We start from the raw sequence: 21,683 nt of genomic DNA, 5'->3' as shown, positions 1-21,683 counted from the left end.
GCCTCCCTCAGATGATCGGCTCGTGGACGGTGACGAGCTTGGTGCCGTCCGGGAAGGTGGCCTCGACCTGGACGTCGTGCATCATCTCGGGGATCCCGTCCATGACGTCGTCCCGGGTGAGGAGCTTGCGACCGGAGGACATCAGCTCGGCGACCGTACGGCCGTCCCGCGCGCCCTCGAGGATGTGCGAGGTGATGAGGGCGACCGCTTCCGGGTGGTTCAGCTTGAGCCCGCGGGCCCTGCGCTTCTCGGCGACGTCGGCTGCCACATGGATCAGCAGCCTCTCTTGCTCGTGCGGGGTCAGTTGCACGTCCCACCTCACAGTCCTTGCTCCGGACCGTGCGGGGTCCGGCTGCCGCAGCCACCGCGACGGGGAACAGGTGTAACACACAGACAAATGGCCCGGCCGTGGGCAACACGGACAGAAAAACCCCTGGTGGCGTGGATCGGCAGGCTAGTTTGCCGGAGTTTCAGCCACGTTAACCGGACCTTGATCAGCGTATGACCGCGCGATGGGTCCGCTGATACCCCGTCACGAGACGCCGGGCCCCCGGTGTTCGGCCGCGATCCCGAACCGCTGCTGCCGTTCGCGCGGAGCGGACGCCACCTCGCGCATCCGGGACACGGAGCTGATCACCTGCTCCTCGGCGGGGTCGTCAGCGGCGTCGAGGGCGTCCAGGGCATCGAGCCGCTCCAGGTCGGCGGCGGAGACCAGCGCGACCAGGGGCTTGCCGTGCCGGGTCACGACGACGCGCTCGCCGCCGTACACCACCCGATTGATCAGGTCGGCGAGCTCAGCCCTGGCTTGCGTCACCGGAATCTCGTAGGCCATACCCCCATCATAACGTCACGTACGTCCTGTACATTTTTTACAGAAGCCAGGCCGGAAGCCCGGCCGGCGAAGGCTCTGCCGCGAGGAGGGGTATGCCCATGACCCGACCGTCAGCCCGTCACGTCCTGCCTGAGTTCACCGAGCGCACCGGGACGGGCCACCGCACGCTCGATCCCTACGCCAAGCTCTTCGAGGACCGGGTGGTCTTCCTGGGGACACCGCTCGACGACACGGCGGCCAACGACGTGACGGCGCAGTTCATGTACCTCGAACACGCGGCCCCGGACCGGGAGATCACGCTGTACATCAACTCCCCGGGCGGCTCCTTCGGGGCGCTGGCGGCGATCTACGACACCATGCAGTACGTCAGTTGCCCGGTGGGGACCTACTGCCTGGGGCAGGCCGCCGGGACCGCCGCCGTCCTGCTCGCGGCCGGGGCCCCGGGCAGGCGGTTCACGCTGCCGGGAGCGCGGATGGTGATCGAACAGCCCGGTCTCGGCGAGCCGGTGCGGGGGATGCCCAGCGACCTCGTCATCCAGGCCCAGGAGTTGGAGCGGGTGCGCACCCTGACGGCGGAGATGCTCGCGCGGCACACCGGCCGTACGGAGGAGCAGGTCGACCGGGACCTGGAGCGGGATCTGATCCTGGACGCCACGGCAGCGCTGGAGTACGGACTGGTGGACGGCGTCGTCCCCAGCCGCAGGACCGTGCCCGGCGCGCCCGAGGCCGGGTGAGCCGCCGATGCTGCCGGACCTGCCTCCGCTGCCCGCGCTGACACGGGCCGAGGGCGAGTTGATAGACCGTTACCTGGAGACCGTCGATCTGCTGGGCCGGATCAACCCGGCGCACGACGGTGACACCTACCGCGGGCTGCGCGCGGCGCAGGCGCTGGTGCACAAGGCGTCCGAGCTGCGCGACGCGCTGGTGCTGATGCACCGTCGGGGTGAGACGGAGCTGCACGGGGACACGCTGGCACGGGCTTTGCGGGTGCTCGACGGTGAGCGCCGTACCGCTCGCGTCGCGCTCCCGCCCGACGGTGTCGGCTGATCCGGACACATATCCGAGACGCCGGGAACCGCGTGTCGAAGCCGCGCCCGGGCGGGAGTTGAAACGGCCCGAACGGCGGACCCACGGCCGGCGTATTCACGGATCCTTTTCCGGGCCCCCTCGGCTTGCGCACGGCGCTCGTCCGAGGGGGCCCGAACGCGCTCCGTCCCAGGTCCGGGGCCCTGTAAGGGAACTGACGGTGTCTCGAACGCACCCATGTCCACCCGAACGGGTGAGTGGTGAGTAACACCACAAATCCCCGATTCCATTGGGATTTTCGGACACCTGTGGGTGAAGATCCCTGTCCGACGACAAGCCCCCGCCACCGCGGCGGGGCGGTCCGGGCGGACGCCGAGTCCTGCCGCCGCCCGGACGACAGGTCGACAGGAGTGGATCGGCAGGAGTGGAGGACCCGAGCAAGGCGGGTCGCCGGAACGGAGGTTCGTCCGCACAGCGCGGACGGGCGGAGGTTCCGAGCAGGCCCTTGGGGTGAAGCCGCGGCAACGCGGCCGGGCAACTTCGCCAGCCCGAATCCGACAGGTCATCCTTCACAGGCGGCTGACGAAGGGTTGCGCATGACTGCGCTCAATCGTGTCCCGTCACTGATGGCCCGGGCCGGCACGGCCTCGGCACTCACTCTCGCCGCCGTGGGCGGCACGATCGCGGTCCCGGGTCTGGCCACCGAGGCCTCGGCCGCCACCACGGCCACGAAGGCGCTCCAGGTCGCGGCCTCCAAGAGGGGCGCCCCGTACCAGTGGGGCGCCAGCGGGCCGCGCAGGTTCGACTGCTCGGGGCTGACGCTCTATTCGTACAAGAAGGTGGGCAAGACCCTGCCGCGTACGGCCGCCCAGCAGTACAACAAGACGCACCACATCTCGGCCGGCAGCCGCAGGGCGGGCGACCTGGTGTTCTTCCACTCGGGTTCGAGCATCTACCACGTCGGCATCTACGCCGGACACGGGAAGATCTGGCACGCCCCGAAGACGGGTGACGTGGTGAAGCTGGAGAGGATCTGGACGCGGAGCGTCTGGTACGGCCGGGTCAGCTGAGGGCTCCTCACCCCGTGGACGGTCAGGGCTCCTGCTGGCCGGCCGCCGGCACCGGTTCGGCCGGGATCGTCCACGGGAGCTCGATGGAGACCGTCTTGCCGCCCTCGCGGGTGGGGCGGACGCGGAGTTTGCCGCCGCACTCGGCGGTGAGCCAGCGGATGATGACCATGCCGCGGCCGTTGTCCTGCTGGACCGCGGCGGGCAGTCTCTTCGGAAAGCGTGGATGACTGTCTGTGACGCCGATGCGCAGGTGTTCGTCACGGTGCAGCGCGATGTCGACCGTGAAGGTGGGTGACTGGCCGAAGGTGTGCTGTACGGCGTTCGTGGCGAGTTCGGAGACGATGAGTCGCACGGTGTCGGCCACGTCGGTGTCCGACGGCAGGCCCCACTCCGCGAGGGTGCCCACGACGTAGGAGCGGGCGACGGAGACCGAGGCCGGATCGCTCGGCAGAGTGACGGATGCTTCCAGATGGTCTGCCATGGCGAGGTCGTCCCTTTCCCACGGGACCGGAGTCCGACAAAGGAGCGGATGGTTCGAGTACGGTCCCGGACTGGTGCTTCTTCGCCAGACTGCCATTACCGGGCCGGTCAGGGGAGCGATCCACCAAGATATGCATATATCTGTCGCTCAAAGCGGTGAACTCTGCGACGGGAGCACGTATTTGGGCGGCCCGGAAGGAGTAAGGAGGAGCCCATGCAGAACGGTCCCGCGGTGCGCCGCCGCAAACTGGGCGCCGAACTGCGCACGCTGCGCGCCGAGGCTGGGCTCACGAGTGGCGAGGCCGCCCGGCTGGTGGGCTGGCACCAGTCGAAAGTGAGCCGTATCGAGACGGGTGCCAGCGGCGTGAAACCGGCCGATGTGCGCATACTCCTGGACGCGTACGCGGTTCGGGACGCCCAACTCCGTGAGTTACTACTGTTGTTGGCCGGTGCCGAGGAGAACGCGGTCGGCGCACGCAACCGCTGGTGGCATGCGTACCGCGGGGTATTGCCGCCGACCTATCGCGATTTCATCAGCCTCGAGTCACAGGCCAGTGGCATGCGCACCCTGGAGACCACGGTGGTCCCGGGTCTGCTCCAGACGCCCGAGTACGCCCGCGCGGTGACCCGGGCGGCCGTGAAGAGCCTGGACGAGGAGGCGCTGGACGCGTTAGTGGAAGTGCGTCTGGCCAGGCAGGACGTGCTCCACTCGGATCCGCCGCTGCACCTGGACGCCGTACTGGACGAGGCGGTGCTCCGGCGCGAGGTCGGCGGCCCGGAGGTGATGGCCCGGCAGCTGGAGCGGTTGCTGCAGGCGGCGCGGCTGCCCCAAGTACGGCTACAGGTACTTCCGTTCGGAGCCGGGGCACATGTCGGCCTCACGGGACCTTTCGTAATCTTCTCATTTCCGAGCACTTCTGATCTGGACGTGGTTGTTCTCGACCAATTGACGAGTAGCCTCTATCTGGAACGGAAAGAAGACCTCGTGGCTTACTCGGAGGCCTTCAACACCCTTCGCATCCACGCCCTTTCACCCGAGGAATCGTTGGATTACATCGCCGGGATAGGTGACGGCGCGTAAGGAGGCACCATGTCAGTACTGCCTCGGCACGTCCCGATCAGTACCGATCTGCACGATGCGCAATGGCTGCGCAGCAGCTACAGCACGGGAGCGAACAACTGCGTGGAGACGGCCCGGCCGCGCTCCGGCCCGCGGGCCGGACTGCTCGCCGTGCGCGACTCCAAGAACCCGGCCGGACCCGCGCTGCTCTTCTCCCCCGGGAGCTGGGCGGGGTTCGTGGCCGCGCTCCGGTGACCCGCGGATCCCGACCGACCCCGACCCCGACCCCGACCCTGACCCTGACCCCGACCAACCGCTACCGATCAGATCCGATCAGATGCGTGCGAAGCCCGGCCGTGTCACGCCGACTCATGGTCGCGCCTCGTCGATGACCCGTACAGCGCGTTCGATCTCGGACCCGGAGAGGTCCGCGCGGGCGGTCAGCCGCAGCCGCGAGATGCCGTCGGGCACGGAAGGAGGACGGAAGCAGCCCACGGCAAGACCGGCCGAACGGCAGTCGGCCGCCCAGCGCACGGCGCTCTCCGGGGACGGGGCCCGCACCGAGACCACCGCGGCGTCCGGACGCACCGCTTCCAGACCCGCGGCGGTCAGGCGTGCGTGCAGTTCCGCGGCCACCTCACGGGCCCGTGCCGCCCGCTCCGGCTCACGGCGCAGCAGCCGCAGCGCCGCCAGCGCCGCCCCCGCCGCGGCGGGGGCGAGGCCGGTGTCGAAGATGAACGTCCGGGCCGCGTTGACCAGGTGGTCGATCACCCGGGCCGGGCCCAGCACCACCCCGCCCTGGCTGCCCAGCGACTTGGACAGCGTGGCCGTGACGACCACGTCGTCCGCGCCCGCGAGCCCGGCCTCGTTCGGCGCTCCCCGGCCGCCGTCACCCAGCACGCCGAGCCCGTGGGCGTCGTCCACGACCAGCCCGGCGCCGTGCTCCCGGCACGCCGCGGCCAGTTCGGCCAGCGGGGCCGCGTCGCCGTCGACGGAGAACACGGTGTCGGAGACGACGATCGCCGGTCCCTCGTGCGTGCTCAGCGCCTTGCACACGGCCTCCGGGTCGGCGTGCCCGACCACCTGCGTGCTGCCCCGGGCGAGCCGGCAGCCGTCGATCAGCGAGGCGTGGTTGCCCGCGTCCGAGACGATCAGCGAGCCGTGCGGGCCCAGCGCGGTCACGGCGGCCAGGTTCGCGGCATAACCGGACGAAAAGACCAGAGCCGCCTCGAAGCCGCAGAACTCCGCCAGTTCGCGCTCCAGCTCGGTGTGGAGTTCGGTGGTGCCGGTGACCAGCCGGGAACCGGTGGAGCCGCCGCCCCACGCCCGGGCGGCCTGGGCGGCTCCCTCGGCGACGTCGGGGTGGTGGGCCAGGCCCAGGTAGTCGTTGCTCGCGAGGTCCAGCAGCGGCGAGTCGGCGGGGCGCGGGCGCAGCGTCCGTACGAGTCCGGCGCGGCGGCGCGCCTCGGCCTGCTCGTCGATCCAGCCGAACGCCATGGGTCCTCCGGGGCATTTGTAGGTAGCGGACAGACCCTAGCCGGACGCCGAGCCGCCCAGGGTGTGGCGATACCCACACGGTGAACCGTCCGCGTTGTTCAAACTCACATTGGCCCGGGGCGGTCGCGTAAGACAGGATCAGACCTCATGGACCTGCTGAACACGCTGGTGGAAAAGGGGCTTCGGCGCGAGCTGCCGACCCGCGAGGAAGCACTCGCCGTACTCGCCACCTCCGACGACGACCTGCTCGATGTGGTGGCCGCGGCCGGCAAGGTGCGCCGGCACTGGTTCGGCCGGCGCGTGAAACTCAACTACCTGGTCAACCTCAAGTCCGGCCTGTGCCCGGAGGACTGCTCCTACTGCTCCCAGCGGCTCGGCTCCGAGGCCGGCATCCTGAAGTACACCTGGCTCAAGCCGGACGAGGCCTCGCAGGCCGCCGCCGCGGGCCTGGCCGGCGGTGCCAAGCGGGTCTGCCTGGTGGCCAGCGGACGCGGTCCGACGGACCGCGACGTGGACCGGGTCTCCCGGACGATCAAGGCGATCAAGGACCAGAACGAGGGCGTCGAGGTGTGCGCGTGCCTCGGTCTGCTCTCCGACGGCCAGGCCGAGCGGCTGCGTGAGGCCGGTGCCGACGCCTACAACCACAACCTCAACACCTCCGAGGCCACGTACGGGGACATCACCACCACCCACACGTACGCCGATCGGGTGGACACGGTGCAGAAGGCGCACGCGGCCGGTCTGTCCGCCTGCTCCGGTCTGATCGCGGGCATGGGCGAGAGCGACGAGGACCTGGTGGACGTGGTCTACTCGCTGCGCGAGCTGGACCCGGACTCGGTGCCGGTCAACTTCCTGATCCCGTTCGAGGGCACCCCGCTGGCCAAGGAGTGGAACCTCACCCCGCAGCGCTGCCTGCGCATCCTCGCGATGGTCCGCTTCGTCTGCCCCGACGTGGAGGTGCGTATCGCGGGCGGCCGTGAGGTCCACCTGCGCTCGATGCAGCCCCTCGCCCTGAACCTGGCCAACTCGATCTTCCTCGGCGACTACCTGACCAGCGAGGGCCAGGCGGGCAAGGCCGACCTGGAGATGATCGCCGACGCCGGTTTCGAGGTGGAGGGCGCCGACCAGGTCACGCTGCCGAAGCACCGGGCCGACGTCCAGGGCGCCCGTGGCGGCTGCGGATCGCACGCCGAGGCGGGCTGCGGGTCGCACGAGGGCGGCGGCTGCGGGTCCGTGTGCGGCTCGCACGAGGGAGGGGACGTGTGCGGTACGGCGTCCGTGCCCGCATCCGCGCCTGCGGCTTCGGCGAACGAGCCGCGCACCGACCTCGTCGCCGTCCGCCGCCGGGGCGCCGGAACGGACATCGCGCCCAATGCCTGAGCTGGGCGTGCCCGAGCTGCTGGAGCTGGACCGGCGGCATGTGTGGCATCCGTACGGCCCGATGCCCGGACGTGCCGAACCGCTCGTCGTGGAGTCGGCGAGCGGGGTCCGGCTGAAGCTCGCGGACGGCTCGGGCGAACTCGTCGACGGGATGTCGTCCTGGTGGTCGGCGATCCACGGCTACAACCACCCGGTCCTCAACGAGGCCGTGCAGCGGCAGCTGGGCCGGATGAGCCATGTCATGTTCGGCGGGCTCACGCACGAGCCCGCCGTGCGGCTCGCGAAGCTCCTTGTCGACTTGTCGCCTGACGGTCTGGAGCATGTGTTCCTGGCCGACTCCGGGTCCGTGTCGGTCGAGGTCGCGGTGAAGATGTGCCTGCAGTACTGGCGCTCGCTCGGCCGCCCGCAGAAGCAGCGGCTGATGACCTGGCGGGGCGGCTACCACGGGGACACCTGGCAGCCGATGTCGGTGTGCGACCCCCAGGGCGGGATGCACGAGCTGTGGACCGGGGTGCTCCAGCGCCAGGTGTTCGCGGACGCGCCCCCGACGGAGTACCAGGAGTCGTACGCCGGGCATCTGCGGTCGCTGATCGAGGCCCACGCCCACGAACTGGCGGCGGTCATCGTGGAGCCGGTGGTGCAGGGCGCGGGCGGGATGCGCTTCCACTCCCCCGAGTATCTGCGGGTGCTGCGCGAGGCGTGCGACGCGCACGACGTGCTGCTGGTGTTCGACGAGATCGCCACCGGCTTCGGCCGCACCGGCGAGCTGTTCGCGGCCGGGCACGCGGGGGTCACCCCGGACGTGATGTGCGTGGGCAAGGCCCTGACCGGCGGCTATCTCACGATGGCGGCCACCTTGTGCACCGCGCGGGTGGCCGACGGCATCTCGCAGGGCGAGGTGCCGGTGCTGGCCCACGGGCCGACCTTCATGGGCAACCCGCTCGCCGCGGCCGTCGCCTGCGCCTCGATCGAGCTGCTGCTCGGCCAGGACTGGCAGTCCGAGGTGCGGCGGATCGAGGCGGGACTGCGGGAGGGCCTCGCACCCGCCGCCGAACTGCCCGGGGTGAAGGACGTCCGCGTCCTGGGTGCCATCGGGGTCGTCCAGCTCGACCACGAGGTCGACATGGCCGCCGCCACCCGGGCCGCCGTGCGGGAGGGCGTGTGGCTGCGCCCGTTCCGCGACATGGTCTACACGATGCCGCCCTACGTCAGCTCCGACGACGACGTGGCACGGATCGCGCGCGCGGTGTGCGCCGCGGCGCGGGAGGGTTGATATGCCGGTTCTGATCATCACGGGGACGGGCACGGAGATCGGCAAGACGGTCACGACCGCCGCCGTCGCCGCGGCGGCACTCGCGGCCGGCCGGTCGGTGGCCGTGCTGAAGGCCGCGCAGACGGGAGTGGGCCCCGACGAGCACGGGGACGCCGCCGAGGTCGCGCGGCTCGCGGGCCCGGTCACGGCCACCGAGCTGGCCCGTTACCCCGAGCCGCTGGCGCCGGGTACGGCGGCCCGGCGAGCCGGAATGGCGCCGGTGCACCCGCACGAGGTGGCCGAGGCCGCGGCCAAGCTGGCCGCCGAGCACGATCTGGTGCTGGTCGAGGGCGCGGGCGGGCTGCTCGTACGGTTCGACGCGGCGGGCGGCACCCTGGCGGACGCCGCCGAGGCGCTGCGCGCACCGGTAGTGGTGGTGGCCCCGGCCGGGCTCGGCACGCTGAACTCGACCGAGCTGACCGCGCGCGAACTGCGGGCACGCAAGGTCGAGTTGGCGGGTGTCGTGATCGGAAGCTGGTCAAAGGACGCCGACCTGGCGAGCCGCTGCAACGTGGCCGACCTGCCGGAGGTCGCGGGAGCCCCGCTGCTGGGCGCGCTTCCCGCCGGCGCGAGCCGCCTGGCCCCCGCCGACTTCCGTGCGGCGGCCCCGGGTTGGCTGGCACCGCGGCTGGACGGCACCTGGGACGCGGAGGCGTTCCGGGTGCGGGAGGCGCCGTAGCCTAGGCTCCGCGCACGCCGGGGGCGACGGCCGGGGTCGACCGGAGGTCCGGCTGGGGGGACACTCTTCCCAGGCGGTCCTGTCCGGGAGGTTCCCATGCGGCTGTTGTCCACCGGCTCCGGCAAGGAGGCGCGGAGCCCCGTCCACCACCCGTTGTTCGCCCGCTACTACGCCTGGCTGAGCGTGGGCGCCGAGACCCGGCTCGGGATGGCCGGGGTGCGCGAGCGGCTGCTCGCCGGGCTGTCCGGGCGGGTCATCGAGATCGGCGCGGGAAACGGGCTCAACTTCGCGCACTATCCGGGCACCGTCGCGGAGGTCGTCGCGATCGAACCCGAGCCGCTGCTCAGGAAGTTGGCGCTGGAGGCCGCCGTACGCGCGGAGGTGCCGGTCGACGTGGTGCCGGGCGCGGCGGAGGCACTGCCGGTCAAGAGCGAGGCCTTCGACGCGGTCGTGCTGTCGCTGGTGCTGTGCAGCGTGCGGGACGTGCCGCGGGCGCTGGCCGAGGCGCGGCGGGTGCTGCGGCCCGGCGGCGAAGTGCGGTTCTTCGAACACGGGAGCGGCGGCGGGCGGGTGATGCGGCTGGCCCAGCGGGCGCTGGACCGGACGGTGTGGCCCGTGCTGAACGGCGGTTGCCATCTGGGCCGCGATCCGGTCGCCGCGCTGCGTGAGGCCGGGTTCGAACTGGGGCCGCACCGGCGGATGCTGCTGCCGGAGAACGGGCCGAAGCTGCCCATGTCCTTCTGCACGCTGGGCACGGCCCACCGGCCGCGGCAGCCCGCAGAGTCCTGATCACAGGCTCCAGCGGCGCAGCTCCCGCGCGATGTCGTCCACGCTCGCCTCTCCGTCCTTCACCAGCCGGGCGAGGTCGCGGACCTGCTCGGGGGTGGTGACGGGCTTCAGGCCACTGGCGACCAGGTAGCCGTAGGCGACGGCCGAGGCGAACAGCGCGTTGGAGCGCTCCAGCGCCGGTATGTGGACGAGCAACTGGAGCAGGGCGGCGGCGCGGGCGTGCGGCGAGTCGTAGACGGGCACGCCGAATATGTCGGCCCGGTGCCGGGCGACGGCGGCGACCAGCGCGCCCCAGTCGGTGACCTGCGGATCCCCGGACGTCTTCTGTTCGGCGAGCATGAGCAGCCAGGCGAGGTCGATGCTGAGCTCGTTCAAGGGCTCAGCGGCGCCCGTCGCCGGTAGCGGTGCCGGTGCCGGTGCCGGAGCCGCGCGTCTCGGCGAACTCCTCGGCGAACACGGACTCGTACTGCTTCATGAAGTCGGCGGCGGCCTCCACGAACGTGCGGCCGGCTTCCCCCGCGTCCTGTCTGACCAGCTCTTCGATGTAGCGGTTGACGCTCATCCCGCGGGCCAGGGCGCGCTCGCGGGCCGCGCGGGCGGTGTCCTCGTCCACGCGCACGTTCAGCTGAGTCTTGGCCATGCCTCGAAGCTAGCGCCGGGACGCTAGCGGCAGCAAGGGAGTGCGGCAAGAGGAGGCCAATCCTGACGGGATTCCGGTTGTGCGACCGGTCAGAATAGGGTCGGCTCGGACCAAGGAGTCGGGACGTCGAGGCGACCGGGAGGCAGTCTTGTCCACAACAACTGCGGAGCAGGCCCCGGACCGCGCGCCGGGCGACACGATCGCGGCCCGCGCCCGTGGGCTGACCAAGGCGTACGGCTCGGGCGAGACGGCGGTGCTCGCCCTGGACTCGGTGGACGTCGACATCGCGCGCGGGCGCTTCACCGCGGTGATGGGTCCTTCGGGCTCTGGCAAGTCCACACTGATGCACTGCCTCGCCGGCCTCGACACGGTGTCGGCCGGTCAGGTGTGGCTGGGTGACACCGAGATCACGGGGCTGAAGGAACGGGAACTCACCCGGCTGCGGCGGGACCGGATCGGGTTCATGTTCCAGTCGTTCAACCTCATCCCGACGCTGAACGCGGCCGAGAACATCACCCTGCCGATGGACATCGCGGGCAAGAAGCCCGACCAGGCGTGGCTGGACCAGGTCATCGACACGCTCGGCCTGCGCGGGCGCCTGACCCACCGCCCGGCGCAGCTCTCCGGCGGCCAGCAGCAGCGCGTCGCCTGCGCGCGGGCGCTGGCCTCCCGGCCGGAGCTGATCTTCGCCGACGAACCGACCGGCAACCTGGACTCGCGGGCCGGTCTGGAGGTGCTGGGCTTCCTGCGCAGCTCGGTGGACGAGCTCGGGCAGACCGTCGTCATGGTCACCCACGACCCCGGCGCCGCTGCCCACTCCGACCTCGTGCTCTTCCTCGCCGACGGGCGGATCGTGGACCAGATGGAACGGCCCACGGCCGACGCCGTACTCGAACGGATGAAACGGTTCGACGTCGTACGCGAGCGGCTCGCCGACGACCTCACCGCCCAGGAGGGCTGACCCCGTGCTGAAGGCGACCCTGAGGAGTTTCCTCGCGCACAAGGGGCGGCTGGCCCTGTCCGCGCTGGCCGTGATCCTGTCCGTGGCGTTCGTCTCGGGCAGCCTCATCTTCTCCGACACCGTCACCCGCACCTTCGACCGGCTGTTCGCCTCCACCGCCGCCGATGTGACGGTGGAGCCGAAGGAGGAGCTGAAGTCCCGTGTGGCGAGCGGTGCGGCGCAGACCGTGCCCGCCGCGCTGCGGGACCAGGTGGCACAGGTCGACGGGGTCGCGGCGGCGCACGCGGACGTGTCGGTGCAGAACGTCGTGGTGGTCGACAGCCACAACAAGAACGTCGGCCCGACCACCGGCGCCCCCACCATCGCCACCGCCTGGTACGTCACCGACCGCAGCCCGGTGAAGCTGACCTCGGGCCATGCCCCGAACGGCGCCCACGAGGCGCTGCTGGACGCGGACACCGCGGACAAGAAGCACGTGCACATCGGCGACACGCTGACCCTCCAGGCGCAGCCCGGCACGGTCGAGGTGCGCGTGGTCGGCATCGCCACGTTCACCACGACCAACCCGGGCGCGGCCCTGGTGTACCTGGACCCGGCGGTGGCGGGCCGGGAGCTGCTCGGGTCCGCCGCGAAGGCCACCAGCATCTCGGTGGACGCGGCGAAGGGCGTCACCGACGCGGAGCTGAAGCGCCGTGTCGGCGCCGCGATCGGCACCGGTACCTACGACGTGAAGACCGCCGACGAGCAGGCCAAGTCGGCCGCGGCCTCCCTCGGCGGCTTCCTGGACGTGATCAAGTACGTGATGCTGGGCTTCGCCGGTGTCGCGGTGCTGGTCGGTGTCTTCCTCATCGTCAACACCTTCTCCATGCTGATCGCCCAGCGCACCCGCGAACTGGGCCTGATGCGGGCGCTGGGCGCGGACCGGCGGCAGGTGCGGCGCTCGGTGCTCACGGAGGCGCTGCTGCTCGGGCTCGTCGGCTCGACGCTGGGGCTCGCGGCCGGGATCGGGCTGGCGGCCGGTCTGATCCGGCTGATGGGTGCCTTCGGCATGAACCTGAAGGCCACGGAGATGGTGATCGGCTGGTCCACGCCCGTCGTGGCGTACGTCGTCGGCATCGGCGTCACCTTCGTCGCCGCGTATCTGCCCGCGCGGCGCGCGGCGGCCGTCTCGCCGATGGCGGCGCTCGCGGACGCCGAAGTCGCCGGGGTGGGCAAGCCCTTGAAGATGCGGGCGATCGCCGGGTCGGTGGTCGGGCTGGCCGGTGCGGCTGCGCTGGCCGGGTGCGCGGCGGCCACGAAGACCGCCTCGGCGGCCTCGCTGCTGGGTCTCGGTGTGGTCCTGACGCTGATCGCGACCGTGGTCGCCGGACCGCTGCTGGTGCGGCCGGTGATCCGCGTCCTGGGCGGGGCCTTCCCCGCGCTGTTCGGCTCGGTCGGCCGGATGAGCCAGCGCAACGCCCTGCGCAATCCGCGCCGTACCGGCGCCACGGCCGCCGCGCTGATGGTGGGCCTCGCCCTGGTCGGCGGGATGTCGGTGGCGAGCGCCTCCCTGTCGGCGTCGTTCGACCGGCAGATCGACAGGACGCTGGGCGCCGACTTCATCGTCCAGAACACCAACTTCACGCCGTTCACCAAGGAGATCACGGACAAGGTGGCCGCCACGGACGGCGTCGGCCTCGTCGTACGGCAGCGGTTCACCCCTGTCGCCGTACAGCTGCCGGACGGCTCGCGCGTGAAGACGGCCGCCGCCGGATACGGCACGCGGCTCGACGACGTCGTGCACCTCACGTACGCCCAGGGCGGCTCGGCGGCGGCGCTGGCGGACGGGCACATGGCGATGGACGTCGACTTCGCGAAGGACCACCATGTGCGGGTCGGCAGCGTGCTCCCGGTCGAGTTCCCCGGCGGACGCCACACCGAGCTGACGGTCGGTGCGCTCACCGACCAGGGCACCGCCGGCGGCTTCGGCACCCAGGGCGGCATGTTCTTCGGGCTCGCGACGGTCGAGAAGTACGTGCCCGGCGGGCAGGAGTCCTCGCTCTACGTCAACGCGGCCCCCGGCACGACGGCGCAGGACCTGCGCACCCGCCTGGAACGGGAACTCACGCCGTTCCCGCAGGTCCAGGTGCGCAACCAGGCCGACTACAAGAAGCTGGTGCACGACCAGATCGCCGTGCTGCTCTACCTCGTGTACGCCCTGCTGGGCCTCGCGATCGTCATCGCCGTGCTCGGCGTGGTCAACACCCTCGCCCTGTCGGTGGTGGAGCGCACCCGGGAGATCGGGCTGCTGCGCGCGATCGGGCTCGGCCGCCGGCAGCTGCGCCGGATGATCCGGCTGGAGTCGGTGGTGATCGCGGTGTTCGGCGCGGTCCTCGGTCTCGGGCTCGGCCTCGTGTGGGGCGTGTGCATGCAGCAGGTGCTCGCGCTGCGCGGCCTGACGGCGCTCGCGTTCCCCTGGGGGACGATCGTCGCGGTCGTGATCGGTTCGGCGGTGGTGGGCATCGTGGCGGCGCTGCTGCCGGCGCTGCGGGCCTCGCGGATGAACGTGCTGGCGGCGATCGCGCACGAGTGAGCCGCTGGGTCCTGTCGTCGAATTGGAGTGCGTGCCGGGCGTCGCAGTGCAGGCGGGAAATTGACGACAGGGCCTGGGCCCGGCGGCGGGTGCCGACAGTGCCCCACGAGCGAACTCGGTGGCGGCCGTCCGGGCGCGGTGATGGAATCGTGACGCACGATCAAGTCGGTCAAGTCGCCTTCCGCACAGGGGGATTCCATGCCGCGCCCGTTCCGCTTCGGGGTCAATCTGCTCACGCCCGCGCCCGCCTCCGAGTGGCGCGCCAAGTGCCGGCGTGCCGAGGAGCTGGGGTACGACGTGATCCTCGTCCCCGACCACCTCGGCATGCCGGCGCCGTTCCCGGCGCTGGTCGCGGCGGCCGAGGCCACCGAGCGGCCCCGGGTCGGCACGTTCGTGCTCAACGCGGGCTTCTGGAACTCCGCGCTGCTGGCCCGCGAGGTGGCCACCACGGACGCGCTGACCGGCGGCCGGCTCGAACTCGGCCTCGGCACCGGGTACGTACAGGCCGAGCACGAGACGGCGGGGCTGCCGTACGGCTCGCCGGGCGAGCGGGTCGACCATCTACGGCGCACGATCGAGGAACTGGACCGGCTGCTGGGGTCTGAGGAGCTCCCCCACTCTCGGGTTCCCTCGAGCGGGGGGACCTCCATGCCTCGCCCCGCCCAGTCCCGGGTGCCGCTGCTGATCGGTGCGAACGGCGACCGGATGCTGCGTCTGACCGCCGAGCACGCGGACATCGCGGCCTTCACGGGGGCCCGGCCGGGGAAGACCCCCGGCTCGCTCGAGCCGCTCACCGCGGACGAGCTGGACGGGCGGGTGGCCCTGTACCGGGAGCGGGCCGCGGGCCGGGCGGAACCGGCCGAGCTGAACCTGCTGCTGCAGCTCGTGGCCGTCACCGACGACCCCGAGCCCGTGCTCGAGCCGCTGCTTCGGCGCCAGCCGCAGCTGACGCTGAAGCAGGCGCTGGACCTGCCCATCGTGCTGGTCGGGCCCCTCGACGACCTCGTCGGGCAGGTACGGGCGCTGCGCGAGCGGTTCGGGTTCTCGTACCTGACGGTCCTGGAGCCGTCCATGGAGGCGTTCGCTCCGGTCATGGAGCGGCTGCGCGAGGAGTCCGCATAGCGTCCGCACGGCGAAAATCCTTGGCACCGCCACGGCCTCGCGTGCTGAGCTGAGTTCATGATCGAACTGCGCATACGCCCTGCCCTGCCGGACGACCTCGACGCCGTACTCGCCTTCTGGAAGACGGCCGCCGAGGGCACCAGCATCAGCGACGACCGCGAGGGGGTGGCGTGGCTGGTCGCCCGCGACCCCGAGGCGCTGATCCTCGCCGAACGGAACGGGGAGCTGGTCGGCACGGTGATCGCGGGCTTCGACGGCTGGCGGTGCCATCTGTACCGGCTCGCGGTGCATCCGCAGCGGCGCCGACAGGGCATCGGCTCGGCGCTGCTGGCCGCCGCCGAGGAGCGGTTCGTGCGGCTGGGCGGGCGGCGCGCGGACGCGATGGTGCTGGTGCGCAACGAGCGGGCGCAGCATGCGTGGCGTGCGGCCGGGTACGGGCCGCAGGAGCAGTGGAGGCGCTGGGTGAAGCCGCTGGCAGACTGACCCGCCCTGTCCGATCATGGGACAGGGGTGACCCGATGACCGAAGTGCTGCTCCTTCTGGTGGCGATCCTGCTGTCGCTCGCCTGCGGCGTGTTCGTGGCGGCGGAGTTCTCGCTGACCACGGTCGAGCGCGGTGAGCTGGAGCGGGCCGCCGAGCGTGGCGAGCGCGGTGCCCCGGGCGCCCTGAAGGCCGCACGGAACCTGACCTTCCAGCTGTCCGGCGCCCAGCTCGGTATCACCGTGACCAACCTGATCGTCGGCATGCTCGCCCAGCCGTCGATCGCCGCGCTGCTCGCCGGACCGTTCCGCGCGATGGGCCTGTCGCGCGGAGCGGCGAATTCGGTGGCGCTGGTGCTGGGCACGGGTCTGTCGACGGTGTTCCTGATGGTCGTCGGCGAGCTGGTGCCGAAGAACTGGGCGATCTCCTCGCCGCTGGCCGTGGCGAAGCGGGTCGGCAACGCCCAGCGCTGGTTCAGCGCGGCCTTCCGGCCTTTCATCACCCACCTCAACAACACGGCGAACCGTGCGGTGCGCGTGTTCGGCATCGAGCCCGCCGAGGAGCTGGCCTCCGCGCGCGGGCGGCAGGAGCTGGCGGCTGTCGCCCGGCACTCCGCCCGGGAGGGTGCCCTGGAGGCGGACACCGCCGAGCTGTTCGTGCGGACGCTGAAGCTGGCCGACCTGACCGCGGAGAACGTGATGACCCCGCGCGTCCAGATGGTCGCCCTGGACACCCAGGCGACCTGCGAGGACGTGGCCAACGCGACCCGGGCGACCGGCCTGTCCCGGTTCCCGGTCTACCGGGGCAGCCTGGACTCGGTCGTCGGCATCGCCCACATCAAGGACGTCGTGGCCCTGCACGCCGAGGACCGGCCCCGCCGCTCCGTAGCCCAGATCATGCGCGAACCCCTGCTCGTGCCGGAGTCCCTCACGGTCGACCGGCTGCTGGACCGGCTCTCCGGCAGGCGCACCATGGCCGTCGTCATCGACGAGTACGGCGGTACGGCGGGCGTCGCCACGCTGGAGGACATCGTCGAGGAGGTCGTCGGCGAGGTGCGCGACGAGCACGACCCGCACGAGACGCCCGACCTCGCCCCGGCCGGAGCCGACGAAGAGGGCCGCGCCCTGTACTCGGCGGACGGCGCCGCCCGCACCGACCAGCTGGAGCGGGTGGGTCTGCGCGTGCCGGAGGGGCCGTACGAGACGCTGGCCGGCCTCGTCGCCACCGAGCTGGGACGGATACCCCAGGTCGGGGACACCCTCGAGGTCGCCGGCTGGCGGCTGGACGTGGTGGACGCCGCGGGCCGCCGGGCGGCCCGCGTGGTGCTGCACGCGCCACTGGACGACGCGCGCGGCGACGAGCGGACGGAGGGGGCGCGATGACCGTCGTACAGCTGCTGATCGGCCTGGCGACGCTGGTCCTCAACGCCGTCTTCGTGGGCGCCGAGTTCGCGCTGATCTCGGTGCGCCGCTCCCAGATCGAGCCGCGCGCCGAGAAGGGCGACCTGCGCGCCAAGGCCGTGCTGTGGGGCCTGAAGCACGTCTCCGCGCTGCTGGCCGCCGCCCAGCTCGGCATCACCCTGTGCACGCTGGTCCTGGGCGTGGTCGCCGAGCCGGCCATCGCGCACCTGCTGGAGCCGGTCTTCCACGCGCTCGGCGTGTCCGAGAGCGCGGGCCACGCCGTGTCGTTCGTGATCGCGCTGGCCCTGGCCACGTACCTGCACATGCTGCTCGGCGAGATGGTGCCCAAGAACATCGCGCTGGCCGAACCGGTGCGCAGCGCGCTGCTGCTCGGACCTCCCCTGGTGACCCTCGCCCGTGCGCTGCGCCCGGTGATCTTCGCTGTCAACGCCTTCGCGAACGGGCTGCTGAAGCTGCTCAGGGTGGAGGCCAAGGGGGAGGTCGCGGCGACCTTCACGGACGCCCAGCTCATCGAGATCGTCAAGGACGCCAGTCTGGCGGGTCTGATCGACGACCGGGCGCAGGAGCGGTTGCACGACGCCCTGGAGCTGGGCAGCAGACCCGTACGCGACGTGGTGGTCCCGCTGGAGCGGGTGGTGTACGCGCGCGTGGGCGTCACCGCGGAACAGCTGGAGCGGCTGTCGGCGACCTCGGGCTACTCCCGGTTCCCGGTGGTCGACGAGGGGCGCCGGATCGTGGGCTACCTGCATGTGAAGGACGCGCTGGACGCCTTGCCGCGGGACCTGCCGTTCCGGCTGCGGGACATGCGGCCCATCGCGCGCGTGCGGGAGGCCACCCCGCTGGACGACGTGCTCACCGCGATGCGCGGCAGCCGTACGCACCTGGCGGCCGTGCTCGGCGACGACGGACGGCTGGCCGGCCTGGTGACGATGGAGGACGTGCTGCGGGAGCTGTTCGGCCAGCCTGCGTGAGGCGGTGGGCCGGGGCCGACCGACCGGCGGGTATGGGACCGGGATACGATCGCTCACGCCATGCAGACGAATCCCACAACTCCCACGCACACCAGCCTGGTCGCGGTCGGCGACTCGTTCACGGAGGGCATGTCGGACCTGCTGCCCGACGGCTCGTACCGGGGCTGGGCCGACCTGCTGGCCGCGCGGATGGCGGCCGGCACCCCCGGGTTCCGGTACGCCAACCTCGCCGTGCGCGGGAAGCTGATCGGGCAGATCGTGACCGAGCAGGTGGACGTGGCGGCGGCCATGAACGCCGACGTGGTCACGCTGGTCGGCGGCCTCAACGACACCCTGCGGCCCAACTGCGACATGGGCCGGGTGCGGGGGCTGCTGACCGAGGCGGTGGAGCGGCTGGCCCCGTCCTGCAAGCAGCTGGTGCTGATGCGCAGCCCCGGCCGGCAGGGCCCTGTGCTGGAGCGGTTCCGGCCGCGCATGGAGGAGCTGTTCGCCTGCGTGGACGAGCTGGCCGAGCGGCACGGCGCGCTGGTGGTCGACCTGTACGGGGCGCCCGCGCTGGGCGACCCCCGGCTGTGGGACGTGGACCGGCTGCATCTGACGGCCGAGGGACACCGCCGGGTCGCCGAGGCGGTGTGGCAGAGGCTCGGCTACGAGCCCGAGGACACCGAGTGGCGCACCCCGATGCCGGCCACGCCGCCTCCGGGCTGGGCGGCGCGGCGGGTCGCGGACGCACGGTTCGCCCGGCAGCACCTGCTGCCGTGGATAGGCCGCCGCCTCACCGGCCGCTCCTCCGGGGACGGCCGCGCGCCGAAGCGGCCGGAGCTGCTGCCGTACGAGGGCCAGGCGTAGCGACCCTGCGGCTTGCGCTTGTAGCTTCCGCCGAATGACCCCATGGCGCCGACCTGCACAAACCGCCAGTAGAATCTGGACACGTGACTTCAGCGCCCGCCAAGCCCCGCATCCCGAACGTCCTCGCCGGACGCTACGCCTCCGCCCAGCTCGCCACGCTCTGGTCGCCCGAGCAGAAGGTGAAGCTGGAGCGGCAGCTCTGGCTCGCCGTGCTGCGGGCCCAGAAGGACCTCGGCATCGAGGTGCCCGACGAGGCGATCGCCGACTACGAGCGTGTCCTCGACACCGTCGACCTGGCCTCGATCGCCGAGCGCGAGAAGGTCACCCGGCACGACGTGAAGGCGCGGATCGAGGAGTTCAACGACCTCGCCGGGCACGAGCACGTGCACAAGGGCATGACCTCGCGTGACCTGACGGAGAACGTCGAGCAGCTGCAGATCCGGCTCTCCCTGGAGCTGATGCGCGACCGCACGGTGGCCGTGCTCGCCCGTCTGGGCAAGCTGGCAGGGGAGTACGGCGAGCTGGTCATGGCCGGCCGCTCGCACAACGTCGCCGCACAGGCCACGACCCTCGGCAAGCGCTTCGCGACCGCCGCCGACGAGCTGCTCGTCGCCTACGGCCGTGTCGAGGAGCTGCTCGGCCGCTACCCGCTGCGCGGCATCAAGGGCCCGGTCGGCACCGCGCAGGACATGCTCGACCTGCTCGGCGGCGACGCCACGAAGCTCGCCGAGCTGGAGCACCGGATCGCCGGGCACCTGGGCTTCTCGCAGGCCTTCACCTCGGTCGGCCAGGTCTACCCGCGCTCGCTGGACTACGAGGTCGTCACCGCGCTGGTGCAGCTGGCCGCCGCCCCGTCCTCGCTGGCCAAGACGATCCGGCTGATGGCCGGGCACGAGCTGGTCACCGAGGGCTTCAAGCCGGGCCAGGTCGGCTCCTCGGCCATGCCGCACAAGATGAACACCCGCTCCTGCGAGCGCGTCAACGGCCTCATGGTCATCCTGCGCGGCTACGCCTCGATGACCGGCGAGCTGGCGGGCGACCAGTGGAACGAGGGCGACGTGTCCTGCTCGGTGGTGCGCCGGGTCGCGCTGCCGGACGCATTCTTCGCGCTGGACGGTCTGCTGGAGACCTTCCTGACGGTCCTCGACGAGTTCGGCGCCTTCCCGGCCGTCATCGCCCGCGAGCTGGACCGCTACCTGCCGTTCCTCGCCACCACCAAGGTGCTCATGGGCGCCGTGCGGGCCGGTGTGGGCCGCGAGGTCGGGCACGAGGCGATCAAGGAGAACGCCGTCGCCACCGCGCTCACGATGCGCGAGCAGGGTGCCGAGCGCAACGACCTGCTCGACAAGCTCGCCGCCGACGAGCGCCTCCCGCTCGACCGCGAGCAGCTCGCGGCCCTGATGGCCGACAAGCTCTCCTTCACGGGTGCGGCGGCCGACCAGGTCGGCGTCGTCGTCGGCCGCATCGAGGAGCTCGTCAAGCAGCACCCGGAGGCCGCCGGCTACACGCCCGGAGCGATCCTCTGACCCGCTTCACCCAGGCGGAACTGGAGGCCGCCCGCGACCGTCTCGTCCCGGACGTGGTCGCGGACGGCCTCCAGGTGCTGTTCTGCGGCATCAACCCGGGCCTGATGACGGCGGCGACGGGCCACCACTTCGCCCGGCCCGGCAACCGCTTCTGGCCGGTGCTGCACCTGTCCGGCTTCACCCCGAGGCTGATGAAACCCGCCGAGCAGGGGGAACTGCCGACGTACGGGCTGGGCATCACCAACGTGGTGGCGCGGGCGACCGCGCGCGCCGACGAGCTGAGCGCCGAGGAGTACGCCGAGGGCGGCCGGCTGCTGACGGCCAAGGTGACGCGGTGGCGGCCGAAGTGGCTCGCCGTGGTCGGCGTGACCGCGTACCGGGCCGCTTTCGCGGACCGCGGGGCGCAGGTGGGTCCGCAGGAGCGGACCATCGGCGAGACCCGGGTGTGGGTGCTGCCCAACCCGAGCGGGCTGAACGCGCACTGGACGGCGGCGACGATGGCGCAGGAGTTCGCCCGGCTGCGGGACGCCGCGCTCGCCTAGGGCGGGTCCGTCTCCGTGACCGTGGCCAGCAGCCGGATCTCGTCGGCACCGTCACGGTCGGCGACACCGAGGGCCACCCAGCGGCCGGCCTCCTCCGCCCGCCACACGTCGAGTTCGTCGGTGTGGAGGCTGAGGGTCGCCCAGGGCTCAGGTATCTCCTCGCCCCGGCCCATGCGCACCCGCACGGTCAACTGGCCCCAGGGGGGCTGTTCGCCCCAGCGGTCGTTCAGCCGCTGCGCGATCGCCTCCCGGTACGCGTGGAAGTCCTCGGCGGCCCGCTGCCGCACCCAGGCTTGGGCCGCGCGCATCCCATGGCTCGTCTCCAACACCGCCGTGCTGTATCCGGGCCCGGCCGTGCCCATGTCCGACTTGCAGTCCTCCCCCGGAAACTCGCGGGCGCACAGCAGGTCGATCACGACGAGATGCTTCGCGATGTCCATGTGGTCCAGTAAAGCGGGCCCCACTGACAATTGG

At 71.8% G+C, this 21,683-nt stretch carries 25 protein-coding genes and 1 riboswitch; of the genes, 18 read left to right on the top strand and 7 right to left on the bottom strand.

Translation table 11 applies throughout. The features are described 5' to 3' along the window. Positions 1-7: 7 nt before the first annotated feature. Positions 8-310, bottom strand: coding sequence for an urease subunit gamma (locus ACWD3E_RS19075; RefSeq protein ID WP_451388718.1), 303 nt, complete (start codon positions 308-310; stop codon positions 8-10). A 222-nt stretch (positions 311-532) separates the two neighbouring features. Next, positions 533-832 (bottom strand): type II toxin-antitoxin system Phd/YefM family antitoxin, encoded by a 300-nt coding sequence (locus tag ACWD3E_RS19070; RefSeq protein WP_451388717.1) that lies wholly within the window; start codon positions 830-832, stop codon positions 533-535. Between the two features lie 98 nt (positions 833-930). Between ACWD3E_RS19070 and ACWD3E_RS19065 the strand changes: the two genes are divergently transcribed. From ACWD3E_RS19065 to ACWD3E_RS19055, 3 genes are all read left to right on the top strand, one after another. Further along, complete coding sequence (locus ACWD3E_RS19065) at positions 931-1,566, top strand: ATP-dependent Clp protease proteolytic subunit (RefSeq protein ID WP_451388716.1); 636 nt, start codon at positions 931-933, stop codon at positions 1,564-1,566. Between the two features lie 7 nt (positions 1,567-1,573). Further along, complete coding sequence (locus ACWD3E_RS19060) at positions 1,574-1,879, top strand: hypothetical protein (protein WP_451388715.1); 306 nt, start codon at positions 1,574-1,576, stop codon at positions 1,877-1,879. Between the two features lie 433 nt (positions 1,880-2,312). Continuing rightward, positions 2,313-2,451: riboswitch (cyclic di-AMP (ydaO/yuaA leader) on the top strand. 3 nt (positions 2,452-2,454) lie between these two features. Next, positions 2,455-2,928, top strand: a complete 474-nt coding sequence (locus tag ACWD3E_RS19055) for a C40 family peptidase (protein WP_451388714.1) — start codon at positions 2,455-2,457, stop codon at positions 2,926-2,928. A gap of 22 nt (positions 2,929-2,950) precedes the next feature. On the opposite strand, the gene ACWD3E_RS19050 is transcribed toward ACWD3E_RS19055, so the two are convergent. After that, the gene (locus ACWD3E_RS19050) at positions 2,951-3,409 is read right to left on the bottom strand and encodes an ATP-binding protein (RefSeq protein WP_451388713.1); all 459 of its coding nucleotides are present in this window, start codon (positions 3,407-3,409) and stop codon (positions 2,951-2,953) included. A gap of 213 nt (positions 3,410-3,622) precedes the next feature. Here ACWD3E_RS19050 and ACWD3E_RS19045 point away from each other — a divergent pair, with 213 nt between their 5' ends. Together ACWD3E_RS19045 and ACWD3E_RS19040 are read left to right on the top strand one after the other, a co-directional pair. Then, positions 3,623-4,489, top strand: a complete 867-nt coding sequence (locus ACWD3E_RS19045) for a helix-turn-helix domain-containing protein (RefSeq protein WP_451388712.1) — start codon at positions 3,623-3,625, stop codon at positions 4,487-4,489. Between the two features lie 9 nt (positions 4,490-4,498). Further along, on the top strand, positions 4,499-4,723 hold the full coding sequence (locus tag ACWD3E_RS19040) for a DUF397 domain-containing protein (RefSeq protein ID WP_451388711.1): 225 nt from the start codon (positions 4,499-4,501) through the stop codon (positions 4,721-4,723). Between the two features lie 114 nt (positions 4,724-4,837). On the opposite strand, the gene ACWD3E_RS19035 is transcribed toward ACWD3E_RS19040, so the two are convergent. Beyond that, on the bottom strand, positions 4,838-5,965 hold the full coding sequence (locus ACWD3E_RS19035; RefSeq protein WP_451388710.1) for an 8-amino-7-oxononanoate synthase: 1,128 nt from the start codon (positions 5,963-5,965) through the stop codon (positions 4,838-4,840). Positions 5,966-6,112: 147 nt separating this feature from the next. Between ACWD3E_RS19035 and bioB the strand changes: the two genes are divergently transcribed. The 4 genes from bioB (at position 6,113) to ACWD3E_RS19015 (ending at position 10,125) form a co-directional block, all read left to right on the top strand. After that, on the top strand, positions 6,113-7,345 hold the full coding sequence (gene bioB, locus ACWD3E_RS19030; protein ID WP_451388709.1) for a biotin synthase BioB: 1,233 nt from the start codon (positions 6,113-6,115) through the stop codon (positions 7,343-7,345). After that, the gene (locus ACWD3E_RS19025) at positions 7,338-8,618 is read left to right on the top strand and encodes an adenosylmethionine--8-amino-7-oxononanoate transaminase (protein ID WP_451388708.1); all 1,281 of its coding nucleotides are present in this window, start codon (positions 7,338-7,340) and stop codon (positions 8,616-8,618) included. The genes bioB and ACWD3E_RS19025 overlap by 8 nt, the downstream gene beginning before the upstream one ends. A 1-nt stretch (position 8,619) precedes the next feature. Beyond that, positions 8,620-9,336: a dethiobiotin synthase gene (gene bioD / locus ACWD3E_RS19020; RefSeq protein WP_451388707.1), complete on the top strand. Its 717-nt coding sequence runs from the start codon at positions 8,620-8,622 to the stop codon at positions 9,334-9,336. 96 nt (positions 9,337-9,432) lie between these two features. After that, a complete protein-coding gene (locus ACWD3E_RS19015; RefSeq protein WP_451388706.1) occupies positions 9,433-10,125 on the top strand; it encodes a class I SAM-dependent methyltransferase in 693 nt (230 codons plus the stop codon). On the opposite strand, the gene ACWD3E_RS19010 is transcribed toward ACWD3E_RS19015, so the two are convergent. Both ACWD3E_RS19010 and ACWD3E_RS19005 read right to left on the bottom strand, forming a co-directional pair. Then, the gene (locus tag ACWD3E_RS19010; protein ID WP_451388705.1) at positions 10,126-10,500 is read right to left on the bottom strand and encodes a fic family toxin-antitoxin system, toxin component; all 375 of its coding nucleotides are present in this window, start codon (positions 10,498-10,500) and stop codon (positions 10,126-10,128) included. It lies immediately after the preceding gene. A gap of 4 nt (positions 10,501-10,504) precedes the next feature. Further along, complete coding sequence (locus tag ACWD3E_RS19005; RefSeq protein ID WP_451388704.1) at positions 10,505-10,765, bottom strand: toxin-antitoxin system HicB family antitoxin; 261 nt, start codon at positions 10,763-10,765, stop codon at positions 10,505-10,507. Between the two features lie 148 nt (positions 10,766-10,913). On the opposite strand from ACWD3E_RS19005, the gene ACWD3E_RS19000 reads away from it, so the two are divergent. From ACWD3E_RS19000 to mug, 9 genes are all read left to right on the top strand, one after another. Continuing rightward, entirely contained in the window at positions 10,914-11,726 is an 813-nt protein-coding gene (locus tag ACWD3E_RS19000) for an ABC transporter ATP-binding protein (protein ID WP_451388703.1), read from the top strand. Between the two features lie 4 nt (positions 11,727-11,730). Beyond that, a complete protein-coding gene (locus ACWD3E_RS18995) occupies positions 11,731-14,298 on the top strand; it encodes an ABC transporter permease (protein WP_451388702.1) in 2,568 nt (855 codons plus the stop codon). Between the two features lie 198 nt (positions 14,299-14,496). Then, positions 14,497-15,420: an LLM class F420-dependent oxidoreductase gene (locus ACWD3E_RS18990; RefSeq protein WP_451388701.1), complete on the top strand. Its 924-nt coding sequence runs from the start codon at positions 14,497-14,499 to the stop codon at positions 15,418-15,420. Positions 15,421-15,477: 57 nt separating this feature from the next. Next, on the top strand, positions 15,478-15,903 hold the full coding sequence (locus ACWD3E_RS18985) for a GNAT family N-acetyltransferase (protein WP_451388700.1): 426 nt from the start codon (positions 15,478-15,480) through the stop codon (positions 15,901-15,903). A 35-nt stretch (positions 15,904-15,938) separates the two neighbouring features. Then, positions 15,939-17,282, top strand: coding sequence for a hemolysin family protein (locus ACWD3E_RS18980; protein WP_451388699.1), 1,344 nt, complete (start codon positions 15,939-15,941; stop codon positions 17,280-17,282). Next, the gene (locus ACWD3E_RS18975; RefSeq protein ID WP_451388698.1) at positions 17,279-18,292 is read left to right on the top strand and encodes a hemolysin family protein; all 1,014 of its coding nucleotides are present in this window, start codon (positions 17,279-17,281) and stop codon (positions 18,290-18,292) included. Before ACWD3E_RS18980 ends, ACWD3E_RS18975 begins: the two co-directional genes overlap by 4 nt. Before the next feature lie 60 nt (positions 18,293-18,352). Then, positions 18,353-19,141, top strand: a complete 789-nt coding sequence (locus ACWD3E_RS18970; RefSeq protein ID WP_451388697.1) for an SGNH/GDSL hydrolase family protein — start codon at positions 18,353-18,355, stop codon at positions 19,139-19,141. A gap of 83 nt (positions 19,142-19,224) precedes the next feature. Then, on the top strand, positions 19,225-20,667 hold the full coding sequence (gene purB / locus ACWD3E_RS18965) for an adenylosuccinate lyase (protein ID WP_451388696.1): 1,443 nt from the start codon (positions 19,225-19,227) through the stop codon (positions 20,665-20,667). Then, positions 20,664-21,209, top strand: a complete 546-nt coding sequence (mug, locus tag ACWD3E_RS18960; RefSeq protein WP_451388985.1) for a G/U mismatch-specific DNA glycosylase — start codon at positions 20,664-20,666, stop codon at positions 21,207-21,209. Before purB ends, mug begins: the two co-directional genes overlap by 4 nt. Here mug and ACWD3E_RS18955 read toward each other — a convergent pair. Next, positions 21,206-21,649, bottom strand: a complete 444-nt coding sequence (locus tag ACWD3E_RS18955; protein ID WP_451354009.1) for a hypothetical protein — start codon at positions 21,647-21,649, stop codon at positions 21,206-21,208. The two genes, mug and ACWD3E_RS18955, sit on opposite strands and share 4 nt — an antisense overlap. Positions 21,650-21,683 lie beyond the last annotated feature (34 nt).

The sequence above is a fragment of the Streptomyces sp. NPDC002676 genome, assembly GCF_053592455.1.
The sequence above is the reverse complement of the archived record's forward strand: the minus strand, read 5'-3'. Positions and strand labels throughout refer to the sequence as shown.